The organism is Arsenicicoccus dermatophilus (genome assembly GCF_022568795.1).
Lineage (GTDB): Bacteria > Actinomycetota > Actinomycetes > Actinomycetales > Dermatophilaceae > Arsenicicoccus > Arsenicicoccus dermatophilus.
Map to the genome: position 1 here is coordinate 2,734,569 of NZ_JAKZHU010000001.1, position 17,913 is coordinate 2,752,481.

A 17,913-nucleotide genomic window follows, 5' to 3' on the forward strand; every position below is an offset into this window, starting at 1 on the left:
GGGGTGCAGCTCGTCGCCTGGCCCCCGTCCCCCTCCCCCGCCGACGCCGTGCGCGACCCGGGTCCGCTCGAGCGGGCGCTGACCGGCGCCGGCCCGGCGGTGTGCCCGTCGGGCGTGGTCGCCGAGTCCCCCGGCGACGCGGCCGTCGTGGTGGGCACCTCGGGGTCCACGGGCACGCCCAAGCTCGCCGTCCTGTCCGCGGCCGCCGTGCGGGCGTCCGGGCAGGCCACGGCCGAGCACCTCGGCGGCCAGGGACAGTGGCTCCTCGCGCTGCCGCCCACCCACGTCGCGGGGCTCCAGGTCCTGGCGCGCTCCCTGCTCGCCGGCCACACCCCGGTCGCGGTGACCGACGGGCCGTTCACGCCAGAGGTCTTCGCGGAGGCGACCGCCCGCCTGGCTCCCGGCACACGGCATCACACCTCGCTGGTGCCCACCCAGCTCGTGCGGCTGCTGGCCTCCCGCGCCGGGACCGAGGCGGCCGCAAGCTACGACGCCATCCTCGTCGGCGGCGCCGCGCTCCCCGCGAGCGTCCACGCGCAGGCGCTCGCGGCCGGGCTGCGGATCGTGCGCACCTACGGGATGAGCGAGACCTGCGGCGGCTGCGTGTACGACGGGAAGCCGCTCCCGGCCACCGCCGTCCGCCTCACCCGCGAGGGCCGCGTGGAGCTCGGCGGCCCGGTGGTGATGGACGGCTACCTGGGCCGCCCGGACCTGACCGCGGCCGTCCTCACCACGGACGAGCGGGGCACGAGGTGGTTCCGCACCGACGACCTGGGCGAGGTGGCGCCCGGCGGGACACTCACGGTCCTGGGGCGGGCCGACGACCTGATCACGACCGGCGGACTCAAGGTCGCCCCGCGCGTGGTGGAGGACGCGATCCTGGCCCACGTCACCGGGATCCGGGAGAGCCTCGTCGTCGGGGTGCCCGATCCCGACTGGGGCCAGGCGGTCGGGGTGCTGCTGGTGGGCGAGCCCGGCGCCGAGGACCGGTCCGGGGACGTCCCCGCCCTGCGCGAGCTGCTGCGCCCGCACCTGCCCGGCCACGCCCTGCCCCGCCGGGTGCGGCTGGTCGCCGAGATGCCGCTGCGCGGCCCGGGCAAGCCAGACCGCGCAGCGGCACGAGAGCTGTTGTCGGACTAGTGCGTCCCCGTCCGCTACGCGACGGTCAGCGCTTCGGGGTCGCGGCGGGTGCGTTCGCCGGGGCCGGGAGCTGGAGCAGCGTCGACTGGCTCGGCGGGACGACATACATCGTGTTGCCCTTGGCCGCCGCCTCCTTGAGCATGTCGATGTACTTGCTGGTGAGGACCTGCTCGTTGAGCCGGTTCTGGCACTGGGCGGGCGGCACCGGGACGACCTTGACGGAGGCGACCTCCTTGCCGGCGATCATCTCCTTGACCGTCGTGGACATGGCGCCGCAGCGGATGATCTGGTCCGAGTCGGACTGGGCCTGGGCCTCGGTCTTGACCTTCTCGGCGTTGATCTTCGAGGACTCGAGCTCCGCGCGGGCGGACTCCACGCGCGAGCGGGCGGTCTGCACGGCCGCGAGGGACTGCTCGATCTCCTGGGGATAGCGGATGTCGCGCAGGTCGACCGAGTCGACGGTCACGCCCAGCCGCTCCCACCGGGTCTGCAGCTCCTTGGCGATGTCGGTGGAGACCTGCGCGCGCTTCTGCCGCAGCTCGCCCGCGGTGTAGTGCACGGGCACGTCGCGGACGATCGAACGGACGTCCACGTCCAGGGCCCGGCTGACCAGCCCCTCCTGGGTGCGGTAGGCCGAGTAGATGTCGCCCACCTTGGCGGGGACGATCGAGTAGCGCACGGTGATGTCGACGGCGGCGGTGGCGTTGTCGCTGGTCTGCGCGTTGATGGCGGGGCCGTCGGTGGCTCCCTGCTCCCCCGCCATGGTGATGACCTGGTTGCGCACGTCGTACTTCACGATGTCGTTCCACGGCGCCTTCATCGAGAAGCCCGGCGTGATGTCGACGCCCGCGACGGTGCCGCCCGGCGTGCGCAGGACGATCGCCTCACCCACGTCCTGGGTGTAGAGCGTGGACAGGAACAGGGTGAGGACGCCCAGGCCGGTCATCGCCCACCCGGCGAGCGGGAGGAACCAGGCGGGCGTGGGAGTGCTCGTGGCGATCGGGGCCCGGCGCCGCTGCGCCTTGGCGGCCTGCTGCCAGCGATCCAGCTCCGGCCCGCTCTCGGGCGGCGGGGACACGGCGGTGGCCTCAGCCCCCGGTGGGGTGGGCGCGCTCGCCCGGCGCCGGGCCCGGCGAGCCACCGCCAGGGTGGCCAGACCGGTGAGAAGGAGGAGAACTCCGAGGACGAAGGTGCCCATCAAGGCCTGCGATTCTGCGCCCGAGGCGCCACGGGACCCGCCCCCCTGGCGGATCGACATCCCTACGACGTCGCGGAGATTCGTCCGGGTTCCGACCCCCGCCGCGAGCCTGGTCCGGGTCACCCGAGTGGCGTGCGAGCCGTGCGCCCGGCCCCCGGACGGGCACGAGAGAATGCTCCCCATGGCCACGATCTCCCAGTGGGTGGCAGGCGCCCGCCCGCGCACCCTCCCCGCAGCGCTCGCCCCCGTCGCCGTCGGCACCGGATCGGCGGCCGGGTTGGGCCACCTGGACCCCGGTCTGGCGCTCCTGGCGCTGCTCGTGGCCGTGCTCCTGCAGATCGGCGTCAACTACGCCAACGACTACTCCGACGGGATCCGCGGCACCGACGCCGAGCGGGTCGGTCCGGTGCGCCTCGTCGGCCAGGGCCTGGCGACGCCGGCGCTCGTGAAGTACGCGGCGTTCGTCTGCTTCGGGCTGGCCTGCCTGGCAGGCCTCGCGCTGACCGGGCTGTCGGGCGTCACCTGGCTGCTCGGCATCGGTGTCGCGGCGGTCCTGGCCGCGTGGTTCTACACCGGGGGGCCGCGCCCCTACGGCTACGCCGGGCTCGGCGAGGTCTTCGTCTTCGTGTTCTTCGGTCTCGTGGCGACCGTCTGCACGGCATACACCCAGGTCAAGACCACCGACACGGGCACCTGGGCGGGCGCGGTCGGCATCGGCTCGATCATCACCGCGGTGCTGGTGGTCAACAACCTGCGCGACATCGCGGGCGACACGGTCTCCGGCAAGCACACCCTGGCCGTGCGGGTGGGCGACCGGACCACCCGGTGGTTCTACGTCGCGCTGATGGCGCTGCCGGCCGGGTGCTCGGTCCTCGCCGCGCTCACCGGTCACCCCTGCGCGCTGCTGTCGCTCCTGGGCCTCGTCCCCGCGGTGAAGCCCTGCCGGTCGGTGCTGGCCGGCGCGCAGGGCCCGGCGCTCGTCGCCGTGCTCGGCACGACGGGGCTCGTCAGCCTGACCTACGGCCTCACCCTCGCGGCCGGGCTCGCCGTCCGCTGACCCACCGGGCCGTATGCCGAGAGGCCGCGCTCACCCGCGGCTCAACAGCCCGGCTCAGCGGTCGAGCTCGGCGTCCTCGACCTCGTCGTCGGTGACCTTGTGGGCGCCCTGCCGGTCCTCCAGCCGCCCCTCGACCCGCTGCTGGATGCGGGCGCTCCACTCGTCGCGCAGACCACGCAGGACGAACAGCGACAGGACCATGGAGAGCAGGCCCGCGAGGACGACGAGCAGGAGGCCCCGCAGACCCGCGAGCCCGAGGGCGGCCAGGCAGCCGAAGAACAGCAGCAGCCGCAGGAGGGTGTAGCGCACACCAGGACTCATCAGGTCACATCCCCGAGTAGGAGTGCATCCCGGTCATGAACTTGTTGACCACGAAGGAGTTCATGACGATGCACAGGAAACCGGCCAGGGCGATCCAGGCGGCGTGCCGGACCTTCCACCCCGTCGTGGCACGGGCGTGCAGGTAGGCCGCGTAGACCACCCAGATGATGAAGGACCAGACCTCCTTGGGGTCCCAGCCCCAGTAGCGGCCCCAGGCGCGCTCGGCCCAGACGGCGCCGGCGATCACGGTGAAGGTCCACAGCGGGAAGGCCAGGGCGTGCAGGCCGTAGGCCATCCGGTCCAGGGTGCGCGAGGCGGGCACCGCGGCGAGCAGGGTCCGACGCCAGCCGGCGAGGGTCGCCCCCGCCGCGTGACGCCGCTCGCTGGACTCCTGCACGAGGTAGAGCGCCGACAGGGCCGCCCCGATGGCGAACATGGCCGAGGCGAGGATCGCGATGGAGACGTGGACCACGAGCCAGTAGGACCGCAGCGACGGCATCAGCTGCCCGGCCTCGGTGTAGACCGTCAGGGCCGGCCCCAGGACGAGCAGCGTCAGCCCGGACACGAAGACACCCAGCCAGCGCAGGTCCTGCCGCAGCCCCATGACGACGTAGACCACCACGACGAGCATCGCCGCGGTGACCAGGAACTCGTAGAGGTTGCCCCAGGGGGCGCGCATCACCGACAGGCCCCGCAGCACGACGGCGGCGAGGAGCAGCAGGGCGTCGAGGCGCGTGAGGGCAAGCCCGATCCCGGCGGCCGGACGAGGACCGGGGGCGGCCGTGCCCGGCGAGGCGGGTGACCCGGCCGCGGTGCGCACGAGCGTGTCGGTGCCCCCGCCTGCGGCGCCCACGGAGGCGGTCGTGCACGTGGCGGTGCCGCCGGAGGCGGTCATCATACCGTCGCCGGCGTCCAGGGCGCGGTGGCGGACCTGCGCCAGGTCGAGGGCGAAGGCCACGAACGCGACGCCCAGCACGAGCAGCGAGGCATAGACGCACAGCGTGGAGTACTGCGCGAGCGCGGGATGGGTCATCGGGGGCTCTCCTCGGTGGTGCGGGCTGGCGCGTCGACCCGCAGCCGCGAGCAGAGCTCGGCGGTGAGGTCGTCGACGGCCTCGGCCAGGCGCGGGTCCTCGCTCTTGGCCAGGCCGGCCGTCTCCAGCAGGGTACGTCCGTCGCGGGTCGTGATGCGGACGAAGACGCGGCGGCGTCGGATCAGCAAGGACATGAGCAGACCCACGAGCACCAGCCCGGCGCCCGCCAGCGCCACCGGCTTGCCCGGGTCGTAGCGCACCGACAGACCGGCGAAGCGCTCGTAGCCGTCGAAGGTCACGCTCCCCCGGCCGCCGGGCAGCGCCATGGTCTCCCCCGGCCGCAGCGCGATCCGGACCGGGAGCCCGGACTCCTGCCGGGGCTGGGTCATCCGCGAGGTGTCCAGGGTGTAGACCGACTGCGGCCGGCCGTCGGGGAACAGCGTGCCCTCCCACAGCTCGAGGAGCAGGCCGGGTGCGACGGGCGCCGGGAAGTCGCTCTGCGGGCGCATCCGCAGGCCCTGGTCGGAGATGGTGGGGGCGAACATCCCGAGGAAGCCGAGCTGCTTGCCGTCCGGCAGCGCGGACACCTTGACCGCGCCGTTGGAGGTGTAGTTGTTGTCCTGCGGGCGGAACACCGTCGCCTGGTGGTAGACCTGCCGGCCCTGTCCGTCCTTGACGGTGATGATCGGGGCATAGCCGTTGCCGAGCAGGTAGACCGACGACTGCCCGAAGCTCAGCGGCTCGTTGACCGCGAGCCGCTGCCGGACCTCGGGGCTGTCCGGGGTGGCGCGGGTGGTGGTGGCCGCCTCGAAGGACCGCGGCTGGCCGAACTGCTTGCCCTTGAGCCCGGTCTCGAAGTCGACGGTGACCTTGTCCACGCGCACCGTGAACGGCGGCAGCGACTCCTCGTCGACCCAGGGCCCCTTGGTGAAGGTGTCGTGCTGGCTGGTGGTGTTGGCGAAGGTCTCCCCGGCCGGCACGATCGCGTCGACGCGCCACCCGAGCAGGTGCCCGACCGCGACCGCGACGATGACGACCAGCAGCGCCAGGTGGAAGAGCAGGTTGCCGACCTCGCGCAGATAGCCCCGCTCCGCGGAGACCGAGCCGTATGCCGAGGAGACGGCGCCCGCGGGCCCGTCGGTCGCAGGGTCGTCCGCCCGCACCCGGTAGCGCCGGGCGGCCAGCAGCTCGCGCGCCGCGGCGAGCGCGGTCGCGGGAGCCACGTCGCCCAGGTCGACGACCCGGTGCTCGGGCATCCGGTCCAGTCGCCGGGGGGCGCGGGGCGGCTGCGAGCGCACCTCGCGCCACAGCAGCCGCAGCCGGGGGACGACGCAGCCGACGAGGGAGATGAACAGCAGCAGGTAGATCGCCGAGAACCACGGCGAGGCGTAGACGTCGAAGAGGCCGGCGCGGTCCAGCCAGGGTCCGAGGGCCTGGTGCTGCTGCAGGTAGGTGCGGGTCCGCACCGGGTCGATGCCGCGCTGGGGGAACACCGATCCGGGGACGGCGGCGACGGCGAGCAGCAGGAGCAGGAGCAGCGCGGTGCGCATGCTGGTCAGCTGCCGCCAGGCCCAGCGCAGCAGGCCCAGGGTGCCGAGCCGCGGCTGGGCCACGTCGTCGCGTGCGGGCGGCGGGGTGGCGGCAGGCATCACAGCACCGGGTCTCCGACGAGGTCCACGAGCCGCTGCTGCAGGCCGGAGACGAGGGGCTCCCACACGCCGAGGAGCATGAGCAGGCCGAGGACGGCGAGCAGGGCGGCGCCGGCGAGCTGCAGGGCCCGCTGGTGGCGGCGCAGCGCGGTCCAGGCGCCGACGAGCCGGGCGTAACCACCAGCGAGGGCGAGGAAGGGCAGCCCGAGGCCCAGGCAGTAGGCGACGCCGAGGACCGCGCCGCGGGCGATCGGTCCGGCACTGCCGTCGAGGGGGCTGCCGAGCACCATGACGGCGCCGAGGGTCGGCCCGATGCAGGGGGTCCAGCCGAGGGCGAAGGCCGCGCCCAGCAAGGGCGCGCCGGTGAGGCCCGCGGCGGGCCGCCACCCGACCTTGACCTGGCGCTGGGTGCCGAGCCCGGCGAAGACGGCGGCGAGCGCCAGCACCACGGCGCCACCGACGCGCACGAGGAGCTCACGGTGCTCCTGCAGCGCGGTCGACAGGGCCGAGACCACCGCGACCACGAGCGGGACGAAGACCACGGTGAAGCCCAGGACGAACAACGCGGTGCCGAGCAGCATCGTCCGGGAGCGGCGTTCCTCCAGCCGGGTGTCGCCGAGCCCGGTGACGTAGCCGAGGAAGCCGGGCACGAGCGGCAGCACGCAGGGCGACAGGAAGGACGCGGCCCCGGCGGCGAGGGCGACGAGCGCGGCGAGCGGCAGCGCCCCGCCGGCGATCACGTCGGTCGCGCCGGTGATCACCGGCCTTCCTCGACCACGTCGGTGATCAGGTCGGCGACGGTGCGCTCGGAGGCGACGGGCCCGAGGATCCGCGCGGCGATGCGGCCCTGGGCGTCCAGCACCAGGGTGGTGGGCGGCGACGGCGCCTTGCCCTGCAGGGCAAGCACGGTCTGCCCGTCGTACGCCAGCGTGGGATAGGGCACCTGGTGGCCACGGGCGAAGTCGCGGGCGTTGTCGGCCGACTCGCGGCCCGCGTGCACCCCGAGCAGCTCCACGTCGGGGTGGGTGCGGCGCAGGGTGGTCCACAGCGCGGTGAGCCGGGGCTGCTCCTCGACGCACGGCGGGCACCAGGAGGCCCACAGGTTGAGGACGACGACGTGGCCGCGCTGCCGAGCGGCGTCCCAGGGCTTCCCGTCCAGGGTGGTGCCCTTGAGGGTCACCGGGGCCTTGCGCCGGGCGACGGGCAGCCGCTCGAGGGTGCCGTCGCCGGACAGGTAGCCCTTCTGGTCGCCCGAGCGGGCCTGGGCGTTGATCGATCCCGGGTCCTGCGAGCACGCGGCCAGCGGCGTCGCGACGACCGCGGCCGACAGGATCGCCAGGAGGCTCCGGCGCGTAGGCCGGAAGGACAGAGCAGCCGTCATGCACCCACCTGGTCGTCGTCCGCCGGGGCGAGCAGCGACGCCGCGGGCGCGGTGTAGCGCAGGGATTCCAGCCGGTCGCCGACGTAGTGCAGGCTGGTCACGCTGGCCAGGTCGCACTGGCGGCGGCGCGGGTCGTGCCACAGCGGCCGCCCCTCGAGGTGGCACCGCAGGGTCCACACCGGGAGCTGGTGGGAGACGAGGACGATCTCGCGGCCGGGGGCCTGGAGGCGGGCCGCGTCGACGGCCTCCTCCATGCGCGCTGCGATCCGGCGGTAGGGCTCGCCCCAGGAGGGGGTGAAGGGGTTGCGGACCAGCCACCAGTTGGCCGGGCGGGCCAGGGAGCCCGCCCCGTGGCCGAAGCGGCGCCCCTCGAAGTGGTTGCCCGCCTCGATCAGGCGGCTGTCGGTCAGCACCGGCAGCCCGAAGGCGTCGGCGGTCGGGCGGGCCGTCTCCTGCGCCCGCTCCAGCGGGGAGGCGACGACCAGGGCGACGTCGTGGCCGGCGAGGTGCTCGGCGACCCGGTCGGCCATCCGGCGGCCCAGCTCGGACAGGTGGAAGTCCGGCAGCCGGCCGTAGAGGATCTTGTCGGGGTTGTGCACCTCGCCGTGGCGGACGACGTGCACCACCGTCCGCGGCTCGCCGGTGCGGGTCAGGTCGGTCATGGCGCTCATCCCTGCATCGTCCCCGCACCGGCTGCGGCGGCCCTGGCAGCGGCAGGCAGCGCGGCCAGCACCCGGTCCACGGCCAGGTCGTCGTGGGCCGCGCTGACGAACCAGCACTCGTAGGCGCTCGGCGGCAGGTGGACCCCCTGGCTGAGCATCGCGTGGAAGAAGCGCCCGAAAGCCGCGGTGTCCTGTTGCTGGGCATCGGCGTAGGACAGCACCGGTCCCTCGCGGAAGAACACCGAGAACATCGAGCCGGCCCACTGGATCGTGTGCGCCACCCCGGCGGCGGCCAGCTCGGCGGACACCCCGTCGGCGACGGCGCGCGCCACCGTCTCCAGCCGGTCGTAGACCGCCGGCGTGCAACCGCGCAGCGTCGCCAGACCCGCGGCCGTGGCGACCGGGTTCCCGGACAGGGTGCCGGCCTGGTAGACCGGGCCCGCCGGCGCCAGGTGCTCCATCACGTCCCGCCGCCCGCCGAACGCCGCGGCCGGGAAGCCGCCCCCCATGACCTTGCCGAAGGTGAACAGGTCCGGGGCCCCCAGCTCCGTGGGGCCCTCCACGCCGTACCAGCCGGACATCGACGCGCGGAAGCCGGTCATCACCTCGTCGGTGATCATCAGCGCGCCGTGCTCGCGGGTCAGCCGGCGGATCGCGGCGGTGAAGCCGGGCGCCGGCGGCACCATCCCCATGTTGCCGGGCGCGGCCTCCGTGATGACCGCGGCGATCTGGTCCCCACGCTCGCGGAAGGCTTCCTCGAGGGCGCGGGAGTCGTTGTAGGGCAGGACGATCGTCTCGCCGGCCGAGCTCGCCGGCACTCCGGCGGAGTCGGGCAGGGCGAAGGTCGCGACCCCGGACCCGGCGTGCGCCAGCAGCGCGTCCACGTGCCCGTGGTAGCACCCGGCGAACTTCACCACGGCCGACCGACCGGTGAAGCCGCGCGCCAGGCGCAGCGCACTCATCGTCGCCTCGGTGCCGCTGGACACCAGGCGCACCTGCTCGACCGGCTCGACGCGGTTGACGATCGCCTCGGCGAGGAGCACCTCGTTCTCGCTCGGCGTGCCGTAGGAGAAGCCCTTGGTCGCCGCGTCCCGGACCGCCTCGAGCACCGCCGGGTGCTGGTGGCCGAGGATCATCGGGCCCCACGAGCAGACCAGGTCGACGTACTCCCGGCCGTCGACGTCCATGAGGTAAGGACCGCGAGCGCTCGCCATGAACCGCGGCGTCCCCCCGACGGACCGGAAGGCCCGCACCGGCGAGTTGACCCCGCCCGGGATGACGGCGCTCGCCCGCGCGAACATCGCCTCCGAGGCCGGGGCGTCCAGGGGGTATGACGGGAGGGAGGTGGCCATGGCCCTAGTCTCGCGCCCGGGGCACCGGGGCACCAAACGACGTCCGGTGCGTCCGCCGTGTCAGGCCCGACGGATGCGGTCGACCTCGTCCCGCTGCTGGGTGGAGGTGCCGTTGTCGTCCCGCACCCGCGTCATCGCCTCGCCGAGCGCCTGCACCAGCTCGGGGCTGAGCGCGTCCAGCCAGTGCTCCCGCACGCTCTGCACGTGGACCGGGGCGATGGCCCGGATCTCGGCGAGGCCGGCGTCGGTGAGCACGAGCTCGACCCCACGGCCGTCGCCCTGGACGGGGCGCCGCTGCACCCACCCACGGGTCTCGAGGCGGGTGGCGGTGTGGGTGAGGCGCGACCTCGACTGCACCACCAGCGCCGCCAGCTCGGACATCCGCAGCGATCGGCCGCTCTGCTCGGACAGCATCGACAGGATCTCGTACTCCGACAAGGTGACCCCGTGCGCCTGCAGGTCCTTGTCCAGGGCCGTCTCGAGCAGCCGCTGGCCCCGCAGATAGGCCCGCCAGGCCATCTGCTCGGTCGAACTCAGCCATCGAACCGACTCGGACACGCTCAGACCCCCACGCTCGATCGGGCCAGTGGTCTTGACCCGGTATGACGGCACAGACTAGCGAGTACCGCCGGACCTGGCCGTGACCCCTGGCCACGCCGCCTGACCACGACCCGGTCGCGGCGGCCGGAGGTCGGCTCAGCCGAGCCAGGCGGCTGCCTCGGTGGCGTAGTAGGTCAGGATCTGCTGGGCACCCGCCCGGTGGATCCCGGTCAGCGCCTCCAGGGCGACCCGCTCGCGCTCGATCCACCCGTTGGCGGCGGCCGCCTCGATCATGGCGTACTCCCCCGACACCTGGTAGGCGCTCACCGGCACCGTGGACTCGGCGGCGACCGCAGACAGCACGTCGAGGTAGGGCAGGGCCGGCTTGACCATCACCATGTCGGCGCCCTCCTCGATGTCCAGGCGCACCTCTCGCAGCGACTCGGTGAGGTTGGCGGGGTCCTGCTGATAGGTCTTGCGGTCCCCGACGAGCGAGCTGGCCACGGCCTCGCGGAAGGGGCCGTAGAACCCGGACGCGTACTTCGCGGCATAGGCCAGGACGATCGTGTCGGGGTGACCGGCCTGGTCCAGCGCGGCGCGCACGTGCCCCACCTGACCGTCCATCATCCCGGACAGGCCGAGCACGCTGGCGCCGGCCTCTGCCTGGGCGATCCCCATCTGCGCGTAGCGCTCCAGGGTGGCGTCGTTGTCGACCGCGCCGCGCGCGTCGAGCACCCCGCAGTGGCCGTGGTCGGTGAACTCGTCCAGGCACAGGTCGGCCATGACCACGATCTCGTCCCCCACCGCGTCGGCCAGGCGGCGCAGCGCGACGTTGAGGATGCCGTCGGGGTCGGTGGCCCCGGAGCCGACGGCGTCCTTGGCGGCCGGGACGCCGAAGACCATGATCCCGCCGACGCCCGCCGCGACGGCCCCGCGGGCGGCCTGCTCCAGCGACGCGAGGGAGTGCTGCACGACGCCGGGCATCGAGGCGATCGGCGTCGGCTCCTGCGCGCCCTCCTTGACGAAGACCGGCAGGATCAGCTGGGCGGGGTGCAGCCGGGTCTGGGCGACCAGGCGGCGGACCGCCGGGGACTGGCGCAGGCGGCGCGGACGGTGCGTGGGGAAGCTCACGAGATCCTCTCGGTGGCAAGGCTGCCCGTCGTATGCCGGAAGACTCCTCGCGGACTCTCGCGGCACCGGCGGCCGGGGGGTGGGCCGGACCCCGGAGGGGCCCGGCCGACGATCAGCTGCTGCGCCGACGCCGACGGCGCTTGCTGGGCAGGATGACGGGCTCGCCGGCCTCGTAGGCCGCGCACGCCTGGGCGTGACCGAACTCCGCCAGACCGTCGACGAGCGACTCGCCGCTCGCCTCGCGGGCGATCACGTCGACGCGCAGGCCGTGCTCCTCGGCGGTCCTGGCCGTGGCCTGGCCGATGCAGGCCACGACGGTGCCGCGGTGCGGCTTGCCGGCGATGCCCACGAGGTTGCGCACCGTCGAGCTGGACGTGAAGACGACGGCGTCGAAGTCGCCGGCCTTGATCGCCTCGCGGACGTCGGCGGCGGGCGGGGCCGCACGCACGGTGCGGTAGGCCGTGACGTCCTCGACCTCCCAGCCCATGTCCTGCAGCCCGGCGACGAGGGTCTCGGTGGCGATGTCGGCGCGCGGCAGGAAGACCCGGTTGATGGGGTCGAGCAGCGCGTCGTAGGGCGGCCACTCCTCCAGCAGGCCCGCCGCGGACTGCTCGCCGCTCGGCACCAGGTCCGGGCACAGGCCCCACTCGCGCAGCGCGGCCGAGGTGGCCCCACCGACGGCGGCCACCCGCAGCCCGGCGAAGGACCGCACGTCCAGGCCGTACTCGTCGAACTTCTCCCGGACCGCGCGGACGGCGTTGACCGACGTGAAGCCGACCCACTCGTAGCGCCCGGCGACCAGACCGGTGATGGCCTTGTCCATCTGCTGGGGCGTCCGCGGGGGCTCGATGCTGATCGTCGGCACGACGGTGGGGATGGCGCCGTAGTGCTCGAGCCGCGCGGTGATGCCGCCCGCCTGCTCCTTGGTGCGGGGCACGAGCACCCGCCAGCCGAAGAGCGGCTTGTTCTCGAACCAGCTCATCGACGTCCGCAGGGGGACCGTGCGCCCGACGATGGCGAGCAGCTGCGCGTCGTCGTCGAGGTGGTCGAGCACGTGCGCCGCGTCACCCAGCGACGTGGTGCTGGTGTGCTGCATGGCGGTGGTGCCGTGGTCGGTCAGGGCCACCGTCGTGCCCGGGTCGCGACCGGCCTCCAGGAGCGAGCTGAGCTGCTCCACCAGGCGGCCGGGGGTGCCCATCATCACGACGGTGACGTCGTCGCGCGCCGAGTCGCCGAGGTCGTGCCGCAAGGAGGTGTCCAGCAGGTGCAGCCGCGGGGACTCCGGGGAGGTAAGGGGGATGCCGGCATACAACGGGATCGCCGACAGGCTGGTCACGCCGGGGACGACCTCGAAGGGGACGCCCTCGGCGGTGAGTGCGCTGCACTCCTGCAGCAGGCAGGTGAAGACGCCCGGGTCGCCGGACATGAGGCGCACCACCAGGCCGCCCCCGTCCAGGGAGCGGATCGCGTCGAGCACCCGCTCGTACTGCAGGGACTCGGGGGTCGGGGCCGGCAGCACCTCGGGGATCGCGAGGGCAGGCGGGGAGACGATCCGCGCGTCGTCGCGGCAGTGGCGGCGGACGATCTCCGCGGAGTCGGACCGGTCGAGGAGCACCACGTCGGCACGGGTGAGCAGCTCGGCCGCCCGGAGGGTCAGCAGACCTGGGTCGCCGGGTCCGGTGCCGACGAAGGCCACCTGGGCGCCTGCGGCCGCCTGCGGCGCCGGGGGCGCACAGGCGACGCCTGTGGTGCTCGACTTGCGCATCTAACCTGCTCCTAGGCCCTCGTATCGGTGATCGTTGGAGTGACCCAGGGTGCAGTCTCGCCCACCGCGCTCGGCATGCCAAGTCTCGGCGGCGAGACATCACCCGCACCGCCGAGACCGGGGGCTCCGTCCTCCAGCAGGAGGGTGGCCAGGCGCCGCCCGAGCTCGGCGGGATCGGCATAGGGGCCGGTCAGCGACCTGCGCAGCCCCTCGGACCCGTCCACCGCGCCCACGAAGGCGCGCAACGACAGCTCCACGCCGTCCTCCGACTCCACGACCTCGGCCAGGGCCCCGACGGGGGCGGTGCACCCGGCCTCGAGGGTGGCGAGCAGCGACCGCTCGGCCTCCACCCGCGCCCGGGTCTCCGGGTCGTCCAGACGCGCGAAGGTCGCGCGCAGCGGGTGGTCGTCGCGGCACTCCAGCGCCAGGGCGCCCTGCCCGGCGGCCGGGAGCACCTGCACCGGGTCGAGGGCCTCGGTGACGAGCTCGGTCCGGTCCAGCCGCCGCAGGCCCGCCATCGCGAGGACCACGGCGTCGCAGCGCCCGTCACGCACGTGCTGCAGCCGGGTGTCGACGTTGCCACGGATGGGGACGAGCTCCAGCCCCAGCCCGAGCGCGGCGATCTGGGCGGCCCGTCGGGGCGAGCCGGTGCCGACGACGGCGCCCTCGGGCAGCTCGCCCAGGGTCAGGCCGTCGCGGGCGCACAGGGCGTCCCGGACGTCCTCGCGCGCGGGCACGGCGGCGATGACCAGGCCCGGGTGGGGGGCCGAGGGCAGGTCCTTGAGGGAGTGCACGGCACAGTCGATCTGCCCGGCCAGCAGAGCATCTCGTATGGCGCTCGCAAAGACGCCGGTGCCGCCGATGGTCGTCAGGGGGGCGGCGTTGGTGTCGCCCTCGGTGGTGATCTCGACGAGCTCCACCTCCAGGCCGAGCTCCCGCAGCCGGCCCGCCACCCACCCGGACTGGGTGGTCGCGAGCGCGCTGCGGCGGGTCCCGAGCCGGATCGTGCTGGTGGTCTGGTCACTCATCGCTGGCACCACTCATCTCCACGGGGGGCTGGACGCGGGCCGCGGAGACCGCGGCGACGGTGTGGGGGTCGAGGTCGAAGAGGCGGTGCAGCGCCTCGGCGTAGGACCCGGAGGCCTCCTCCTCGGCCATCTCCTTCACCCGCACGGTCGGCGTGTGCAGGAGCTTCTCGACGACCCGGTGGACGGTCTGGGCGACCTGCTTGCGGGTGGCCTCGTCCATGTCGGGGACCCGTCCGTCCAGGCGGGTCAGCTCGGCGTCGACGACCTGGCTGGCCCGCCGGCGCAGCGCGGCCAGGGTCGGGGCCACGGCCTGGACGCGGCGGGCGGCGAGGTAACCCTCGACCTCCTCCACGACCAGGTCGCGCACCTGCTGCACCTGGGCCGGGACGAGCCCGTCGCCGGCGAGCAGCTCACCGAGCCGCTGCAGGCCGATCACGGTCAGGCCGGAGACCTCGGCGACGGCCGGGTCGACGTCGAGCGGCAGGGCCAGGTCGAGGTAGACCTGCGGCCGGTGCTCGCGGGCCGCGGCCGCGCGGCTGGCACGGTCCCGGTCGACGATCCGCCCGGCGGCGCCGGTGCAGGTGATCACCAGGTCCGCGGCGGCGAGCGCCTCGTCCAGGTCGCCCCAGCGGACGACCCGCGCGTCGTAGGCCGCGGCCAGGTGGGCGGCCTTGGCGTCGGTGCGGTTGACCACGACGACCGAGCCGGCGCCGGCCCGGGTGGCGGTCGCCACGGCGAGCGAGCTCATCGCCCCTGCGCCCACGACGAGGACGCCGAGCCCGCCGATCGGGCCAAGGACCGCGACGGCCGCGTCGATCCCGGCCGAGACCAGGGAGACCGACACGTCGTCGAGCTCGGTCTCGGCATGGGCCCGCTTGCCGACGCGCAGCGCCCGCTGGAAGAGGGCGTTGAGCTCCGGGCCGACCTCGCCGGCGGACTGGGCGGCCCGCAGCGCCCCCCGCAGCTGGCCGAGGATCTGCCCCTCGCCGATCGCCATCGAGTCCAGCCCGCAGGCGACGGAGAAGGTGTGCGAGACGGCCCGGTCCTCGTGGTGGACGTAGAGGTGCTCGCGCAGCAGGAGGGGATCGACCGCGGTCACCTGGGCCAGCAGGTGACCGATCTCGGTGACGCCCCCGTGGAAGGTGAGCACGTCGGCATACACCTCGGTGCGGTTGCAGGTGCTGACCAGGACCGCCTCGCGCACCTGGCCGGCGGCCGCGAGGGCGTCGCGCAGGGTCGTGGCGCGATCCGTGTCGAGCGTGGTGCGCTCGAGCAGGTCGAAGGGTGCGCTGCGGTGGGACAGGCCCACGACGAGCAGGGTCACGCGCGGACACCTCCGGCGGTGGGGTGGGCCGCGACCGCCCGGGAGCGGTAGGCCAGCAGGCGCAGCTCGCAGGACAGGTCCACCTCGCGCACGGCGATCCCCTCGGGGACGCGCAGCGGGGTGGGGGCGAAGGTCAGGATGGCCCGGACGCCGGCCGACACGAGCAGGTCGGCGACGTCCTGCGCGGCCGACCCCGGGGTGGCCACGACCCCGATGGTGCCGGGGCCGGCCACCGCGACCACCTGCGGCAGGTCTCGGACGTCGCGCACCTCGCGACCGAGCACGGTCGTGCCCACCACCTGGGGATCGTGGTCGAGAAGCCCGACCACCTCGAAGCCGTCACCGTCGAAGCCGCCGTGCGAGGCGATGGCCAGTCCCAGCCGGCCCAGGCCGACGATGACGACCGGACGCACCGCGTCCCGGCCCAGGGCGGTCATCAGCTGGGAGCGCAGCGCCTCGGTCTCGTAGCCCACCCCGCGCACCCCCAGGGAGCCCAGCTGGGACAGGTCCTTGCGCAGCATCGCGGAGGTGACGCCGGCGGCGGTGGCCAGCTCCTCGGAGGAGACGCCCCGGACGCCGCGGGCCCGCAGGGAGTCCAAGGCGTCGAGATAGCTGGGAAGGCGAAGCACGGTGGCGTCGGAGAGCTCCCGGCGCTCGGTGGCCTCGACCATGTGAGCCGCTCCTCCTGGTGGCCGCCACGGCCCCCTGCTGTCTGCGGTCCGGCCCGCGCGGCGAGCGCCACGGCGGACGAGGACCCCGGCACCCTCGGGCGGGCACCGCAGACCAGCGTATGTCGGCGGCTGCTACCTGCCCAAACCCGCCACGAGCTGGCGCGGCGGCCCGGCACTCACCCCCGGGTGGGCGGATTCAGCCGAGAGCACGCCGCAGCCGGGCGGCGTCCACCCGCCAGTAGTCGTGCTGGCGCCCGTCCACGAAGGTGACCGGGATCTGCTCGGCATACCGCTCGAGCAGCTCGGGGTGGTCGTCGATCGAGACCTCGGCGAAGGTGTCGCCGGTCTCGGCCACGACCGGCTCGATCACCCCGCGGGCGCCGTCGCACAGGTGGCAGCCGTCGCGTCCGAGCAGGACCACGCGGGCACCGGTGAGCGGGGAGACGGGGTCCGAGGGGCCGGCCGCCGGGGATCCGGGAGTCGCTGCTGGGTTCACCCGTCCGACCCTACCGAGCAGACGGTGACTGACGCGGGACGGCGTCCTCGGAACGGTCGCCTCCCGCTCCTGCTGGTCGCCACGCTGGGGGCGTGCGTAGGTCGCCACCGGCCGTGAGCCTGTGCTGCAATGGACGCTCCGTGCCCCGCCTCGGCACCCTCGCCCCGCCCAGGAGGCCACACCATCCGGACCGTCACCCGACGCAGACGCAGCGGCCGTCGCGGGCTGCTCGCGCGCGCGACGCGAGCGCTCCAGCCAGCCTCCCTCGGGCCCCTGGTGCCGGTGCCCTCTGCCCTGGGACAGCAGTCCCCGCCGACCCTGGACCTGGGGGTCCTGTGGATGGTCGTCGGTGGCGCCCAGCCCCCGTCGGACGGCGGCCCCGGCGGCCGCTCCGCCGCGGAGGAGGACGACCTCGAGCGGGAGCGCGCCCTGGTGGCGCTGGCCCAGGACGGGGACGCCGACGCCTTCGGCGAGCTCTACCGCCGGCACATCGAGGCGGTCTACCGCTACGTGTACGTCCGTGTGGGCTCGGCCCACACCGCCCAGGACCTCACCAGCGAGACCTTCATCAAGGCGCTGCGCGCCCTGCCGGGCTTCACCTGGCAGGGCAAGGATCTCGCGGCCTGGCTGATCACCATCGCCCGCAACGTCGTCAACGACCACACCAAGAGCTCGCGCTTCCGCCTCGAGGTGGCCACGGCGGACATGCGGGACGCCGACTCGCAGGTGGACTCCCCGGACGGCGAGGTGATGGACCGGATGCGGGACGAGCGGCTGCTGCGGGCGGTCGCCCAGCTCAAGCCCGAACAGGCCGAGTGCGTCACCCTGCGCTTCATCCAGGGCCTGTCCCTCGCCGAGACCGCCGAGGTCATGGGCAAGCAGGTCAATGCCGTCAAGCAGCTGCAGCTGCGCGCCGTCCGAGCCCTGCAACGGGCGCTGGAGGGCGAGGAGCTGTGAGCACAGGAGTCGGCCCTGGGCCGTAACCCTCGGCACCGTCGACTCGTTAGTCACGGCGAGCACGACCAGGCAGGGGCCGCCCCTTCGTCACGCGCCGTTCCATCCCCGTTCATCCCGTCACCCCGCACCCCCGGAAGCACCACCCGGCTGTCCCCAGGAAGGAGGTAGCGATGAGCACCCTCGACGACTTCGTCTCCCGTGCCGATGC

18 protein-coding genes are annotated in these 17,913 nt (G+C 74.2%); 3 read left to right on the forward strand and 15 right to left on the reverse strand.

Annotated elements, in window-relative coordinates; genetic code table 11:
* The first annotated feature begins 3 nt into the window (after nucleotides 1-3).
* Entirely contained in the window at nucleotides 4-1,140 is a 1,137-nt protein-coding gene (menE, locus tag MM438_RS12665; RefSeq protein WP_241452963.1) for an o-succinylbenzoate--CoA ligase, read from the forward strand.
* A gap of 25 nt (nucleotides 1,141-1,165) precedes the next feature.
* Here the strand turns inward: menE and MM438_RS12670 are convergent, their stop codons facing one another.
* Nucleotides 1,166-2,338 (reverse strand): prohibitin family protein, encoded by a 1,173-nt coding sequence (locus MM438_RS12670; RefSeq protein WP_241452964.1) that lies wholly within the window; start codon nucleotides 2,336-2,338, stop codon nucleotides 1,166-1,168.
* A 181-nt stretch (nucleotides 2,339-2,519) separates the two neighbouring features.
* Between MM438_RS12670 and MM438_RS12675 the strand changes: the two genes are divergently transcribed.
* Nucleotides 2,520-3,395, forward strand: coding sequence for a 1,4-dihydroxy-2-naphthoate polyprenyltransferase (locus tag MM438_RS12675; protein WP_241452966.1), 876 nt, complete (start codon nucleotides 2,520-2,522; stop codon nucleotides 3,393-3,395).
* 54 nt (nucleotides 3,396-3,449) lie between these two features.
* Here MM438_RS12675 and MM438_RS12680 read toward each other — a convergent pair whose 3' ends face one another.
* The 14 genes from MM438_RS12680 to MM438_RS12745 all read right to left on the reverse strand — a co-directional run bounded on the left by MM438_RS12680 (nucleotide 3,450) and on the right by MM438_RS12745 (nucleotide 16,748).
* On the reverse strand, nucleotides 3,450-3,716 hold the full coding sequence (locus tag MM438_RS12680; RefSeq protein ID WP_241452967.1) for a DUF4229 domain-containing protein: 267 nt from the start codon (nucleotides 3,714-3,716) through the stop codon (nucleotides 3,450-3,452).
* Between the two features lie 4 nt (nucleotides 3,717-3,720).
* Nucleotides 3,721-4,749, reverse strand: coding sequence for a c-type cytochrome biogenesis protein CcsB (gene ccsB / locus MM438_RS12685; protein ID WP_241452969.1), 1,029 nt, complete (start codon nucleotides 4,747-4,749; stop codon nucleotides 3,721-3,723).
* Nucleotides 4,746-6,398 carry a cytochrome c biogenesis protein ResB gene (gene resB, locus MM438_RS12690; RefSeq protein WP_241452970.1) on the reverse strand — a complete coding sequence of 551 codons (1,653 nt, stop codon included), beginning with the start codon at nucleotides 6,396-6,398 and terminating at the stop codon, nucleotides 4,746-4,748. The genes ccsB and resB overlap by 4 nt, the downstream gene beginning before the upstream one ends.
* Complete coding sequence (locus MM438_RS12695) at nucleotides 6,398-7,159, reverse strand: cytochrome c biogenesis CcdA family protein (protein WP_241452971.1); 762 nt, start codon at nucleotides 7,157-7,159, stop codon at nucleotides 6,398-6,400. The genes resB and MM438_RS12695 overlap by 1 nt, the downstream gene beginning before the upstream one ends.
* On the reverse strand, nucleotides 7,156-7,779 hold the full coding sequence (locus MM438_RS12700) for a TlpA family protein disulfide reductase (protein ID WP_241452972.1): 624 nt from the start codon (nucleotides 7,777-7,779) through the stop codon (nucleotides 7,156-7,158). The genes MM438_RS12695 and MM438_RS12700 overlap by 4 nt, the downstream gene beginning before the upstream one ends.
* The gene (locus MM438_RS12705; protein WP_407568319.1) at nucleotides 7,776-8,441 is read right to left on the reverse strand and encodes a histidine phosphatase family protein; all 666 of its coding nucleotides are present in this window, start codon (nucleotides 8,439-8,441) and stop codon (nucleotides 7,776-7,778) included. The genes MM438_RS12700 and MM438_RS12705 overlap by 4 nt, the downstream gene beginning before the upstream one ends.
* 5 nt (nucleotides 8,442-8,446) lie before the next feature.
* On the reverse strand, nucleotides 8,447-9,793 hold the full coding sequence (gene hemL, locus MM438_RS12710; protein ID WP_241452975.1) for a glutamate-1-semialdehyde 2,1-aminomutase: 1,347 nt from the start codon (nucleotides 9,791-9,793) through the stop codon (nucleotides 8,447-8,449).
* A 60-nt stretch (nucleotides 9,794-9,853) separates the two neighbouring features.
* Nucleotides 9,854-10,351 carry a MarR family winged helix-turn-helix transcriptional regulator gene (locus tag MM438_RS12715; RefSeq protein WP_338155551.1) on the reverse strand — a complete coding sequence of 166 codons (498 nt, stop codon included), beginning with the start codon at nucleotides 10,349-10,351 and terminating at the stop codon, nucleotides 9,854-9,856.
* A 138-nt stretch (nucleotides 10,352-10,489) separates the two neighbouring features.
* Nucleotides 10,490-11,464, reverse strand: coding sequence for a porphobilinogen synthase (gene hemB / locus MM438_RS12720; RefSeq protein ID WP_241452976.1), 975 nt, complete (start codon nucleotides 11,462-11,464; stop codon nucleotides 10,490-10,492).
* A gap of 112 nt (nucleotides 11,465-11,576) precedes the next feature.
* A complete protein-coding gene (locus tag MM438_RS12725; RefSeq protein ID WP_241452978.1) occupies nucleotides 11,577-13,229 on the reverse strand; it encodes a bifunctional uroporphyrinogen-III C-methyltransferase/uroporphyrinogen-III synthase in 1,653 nt (550 codons plus the stop codon).
* Between the two features lie 11 nt (nucleotides 13,230-13,240).
* Nucleotides 13,241-14,257 (reverse strand): hydroxymethylbilane synthase, encoded by a 1,017-nt coding sequence (gene hemC / locus MM438_RS12730; RefSeq protein WP_241452981.1) that lies wholly within the window; start codon nucleotides 14,255-14,257, stop codon nucleotides 13,241-13,243.
* The gene (locus MM438_RS12735; protein ID WP_241452983.1) at nucleotides 14,250-15,581 is read right to left on the reverse strand and encodes a glutamyl-tRNA reductase; all 1,332 of its coding nucleotides are present in this window, start codon (nucleotides 15,579-15,581) and stop codon (nucleotides 14,250-14,252) included. Before MM438_RS12735 ends, hemC begins: the two co-directional genes overlap by 8 nt.
* Nucleotides 15,578-16,252 carry a redox-sensing transcriptional repressor Rex gene (locus MM438_RS12740; RefSeq protein ID WP_241452985.1) on the reverse strand — a complete coding sequence of 225 codons (675 nt, stop codon included), beginning with the start codon at nucleotides 16,250-16,252 and terminating at the stop codon, nucleotides 15,578-15,580. Before MM438_RS12740 ends, MM438_RS12735 begins: the two co-directional genes overlap by 4 nt.
* A 196-nt stretch (nucleotides 16,253-16,448) precedes the next feature.
* Nucleotides 16,449-16,748 (reverse strand): glutaredoxin family protein, encoded by a 300-nt coding sequence (locus MM438_RS12745; protein ID WP_338155552.1) that lies wholly within the window; start codon nucleotides 16,746-16,748, stop codon nucleotides 16,449-16,451.
* A 282-nt stretch (nucleotides 16,749-17,030) separates the two neighbouring features.
* On the opposite strand from MM438_RS12745, the gene MM438_RS12750 reads away from it, so the two are divergent.
* Complete coding sequence (locus tag MM438_RS12750) at nucleotides 17,031-17,705, forward strand: sigma-70 family RNA polymerase sigma factor (protein WP_241452987.1); 675 nt, start codon at nucleotides 17,031-17,033, stop codon at nucleotides 17,703-17,705.
* The last annotated feature ends 208 nt before the right edge of the window (nucleotides 17,706-17,913 follow it).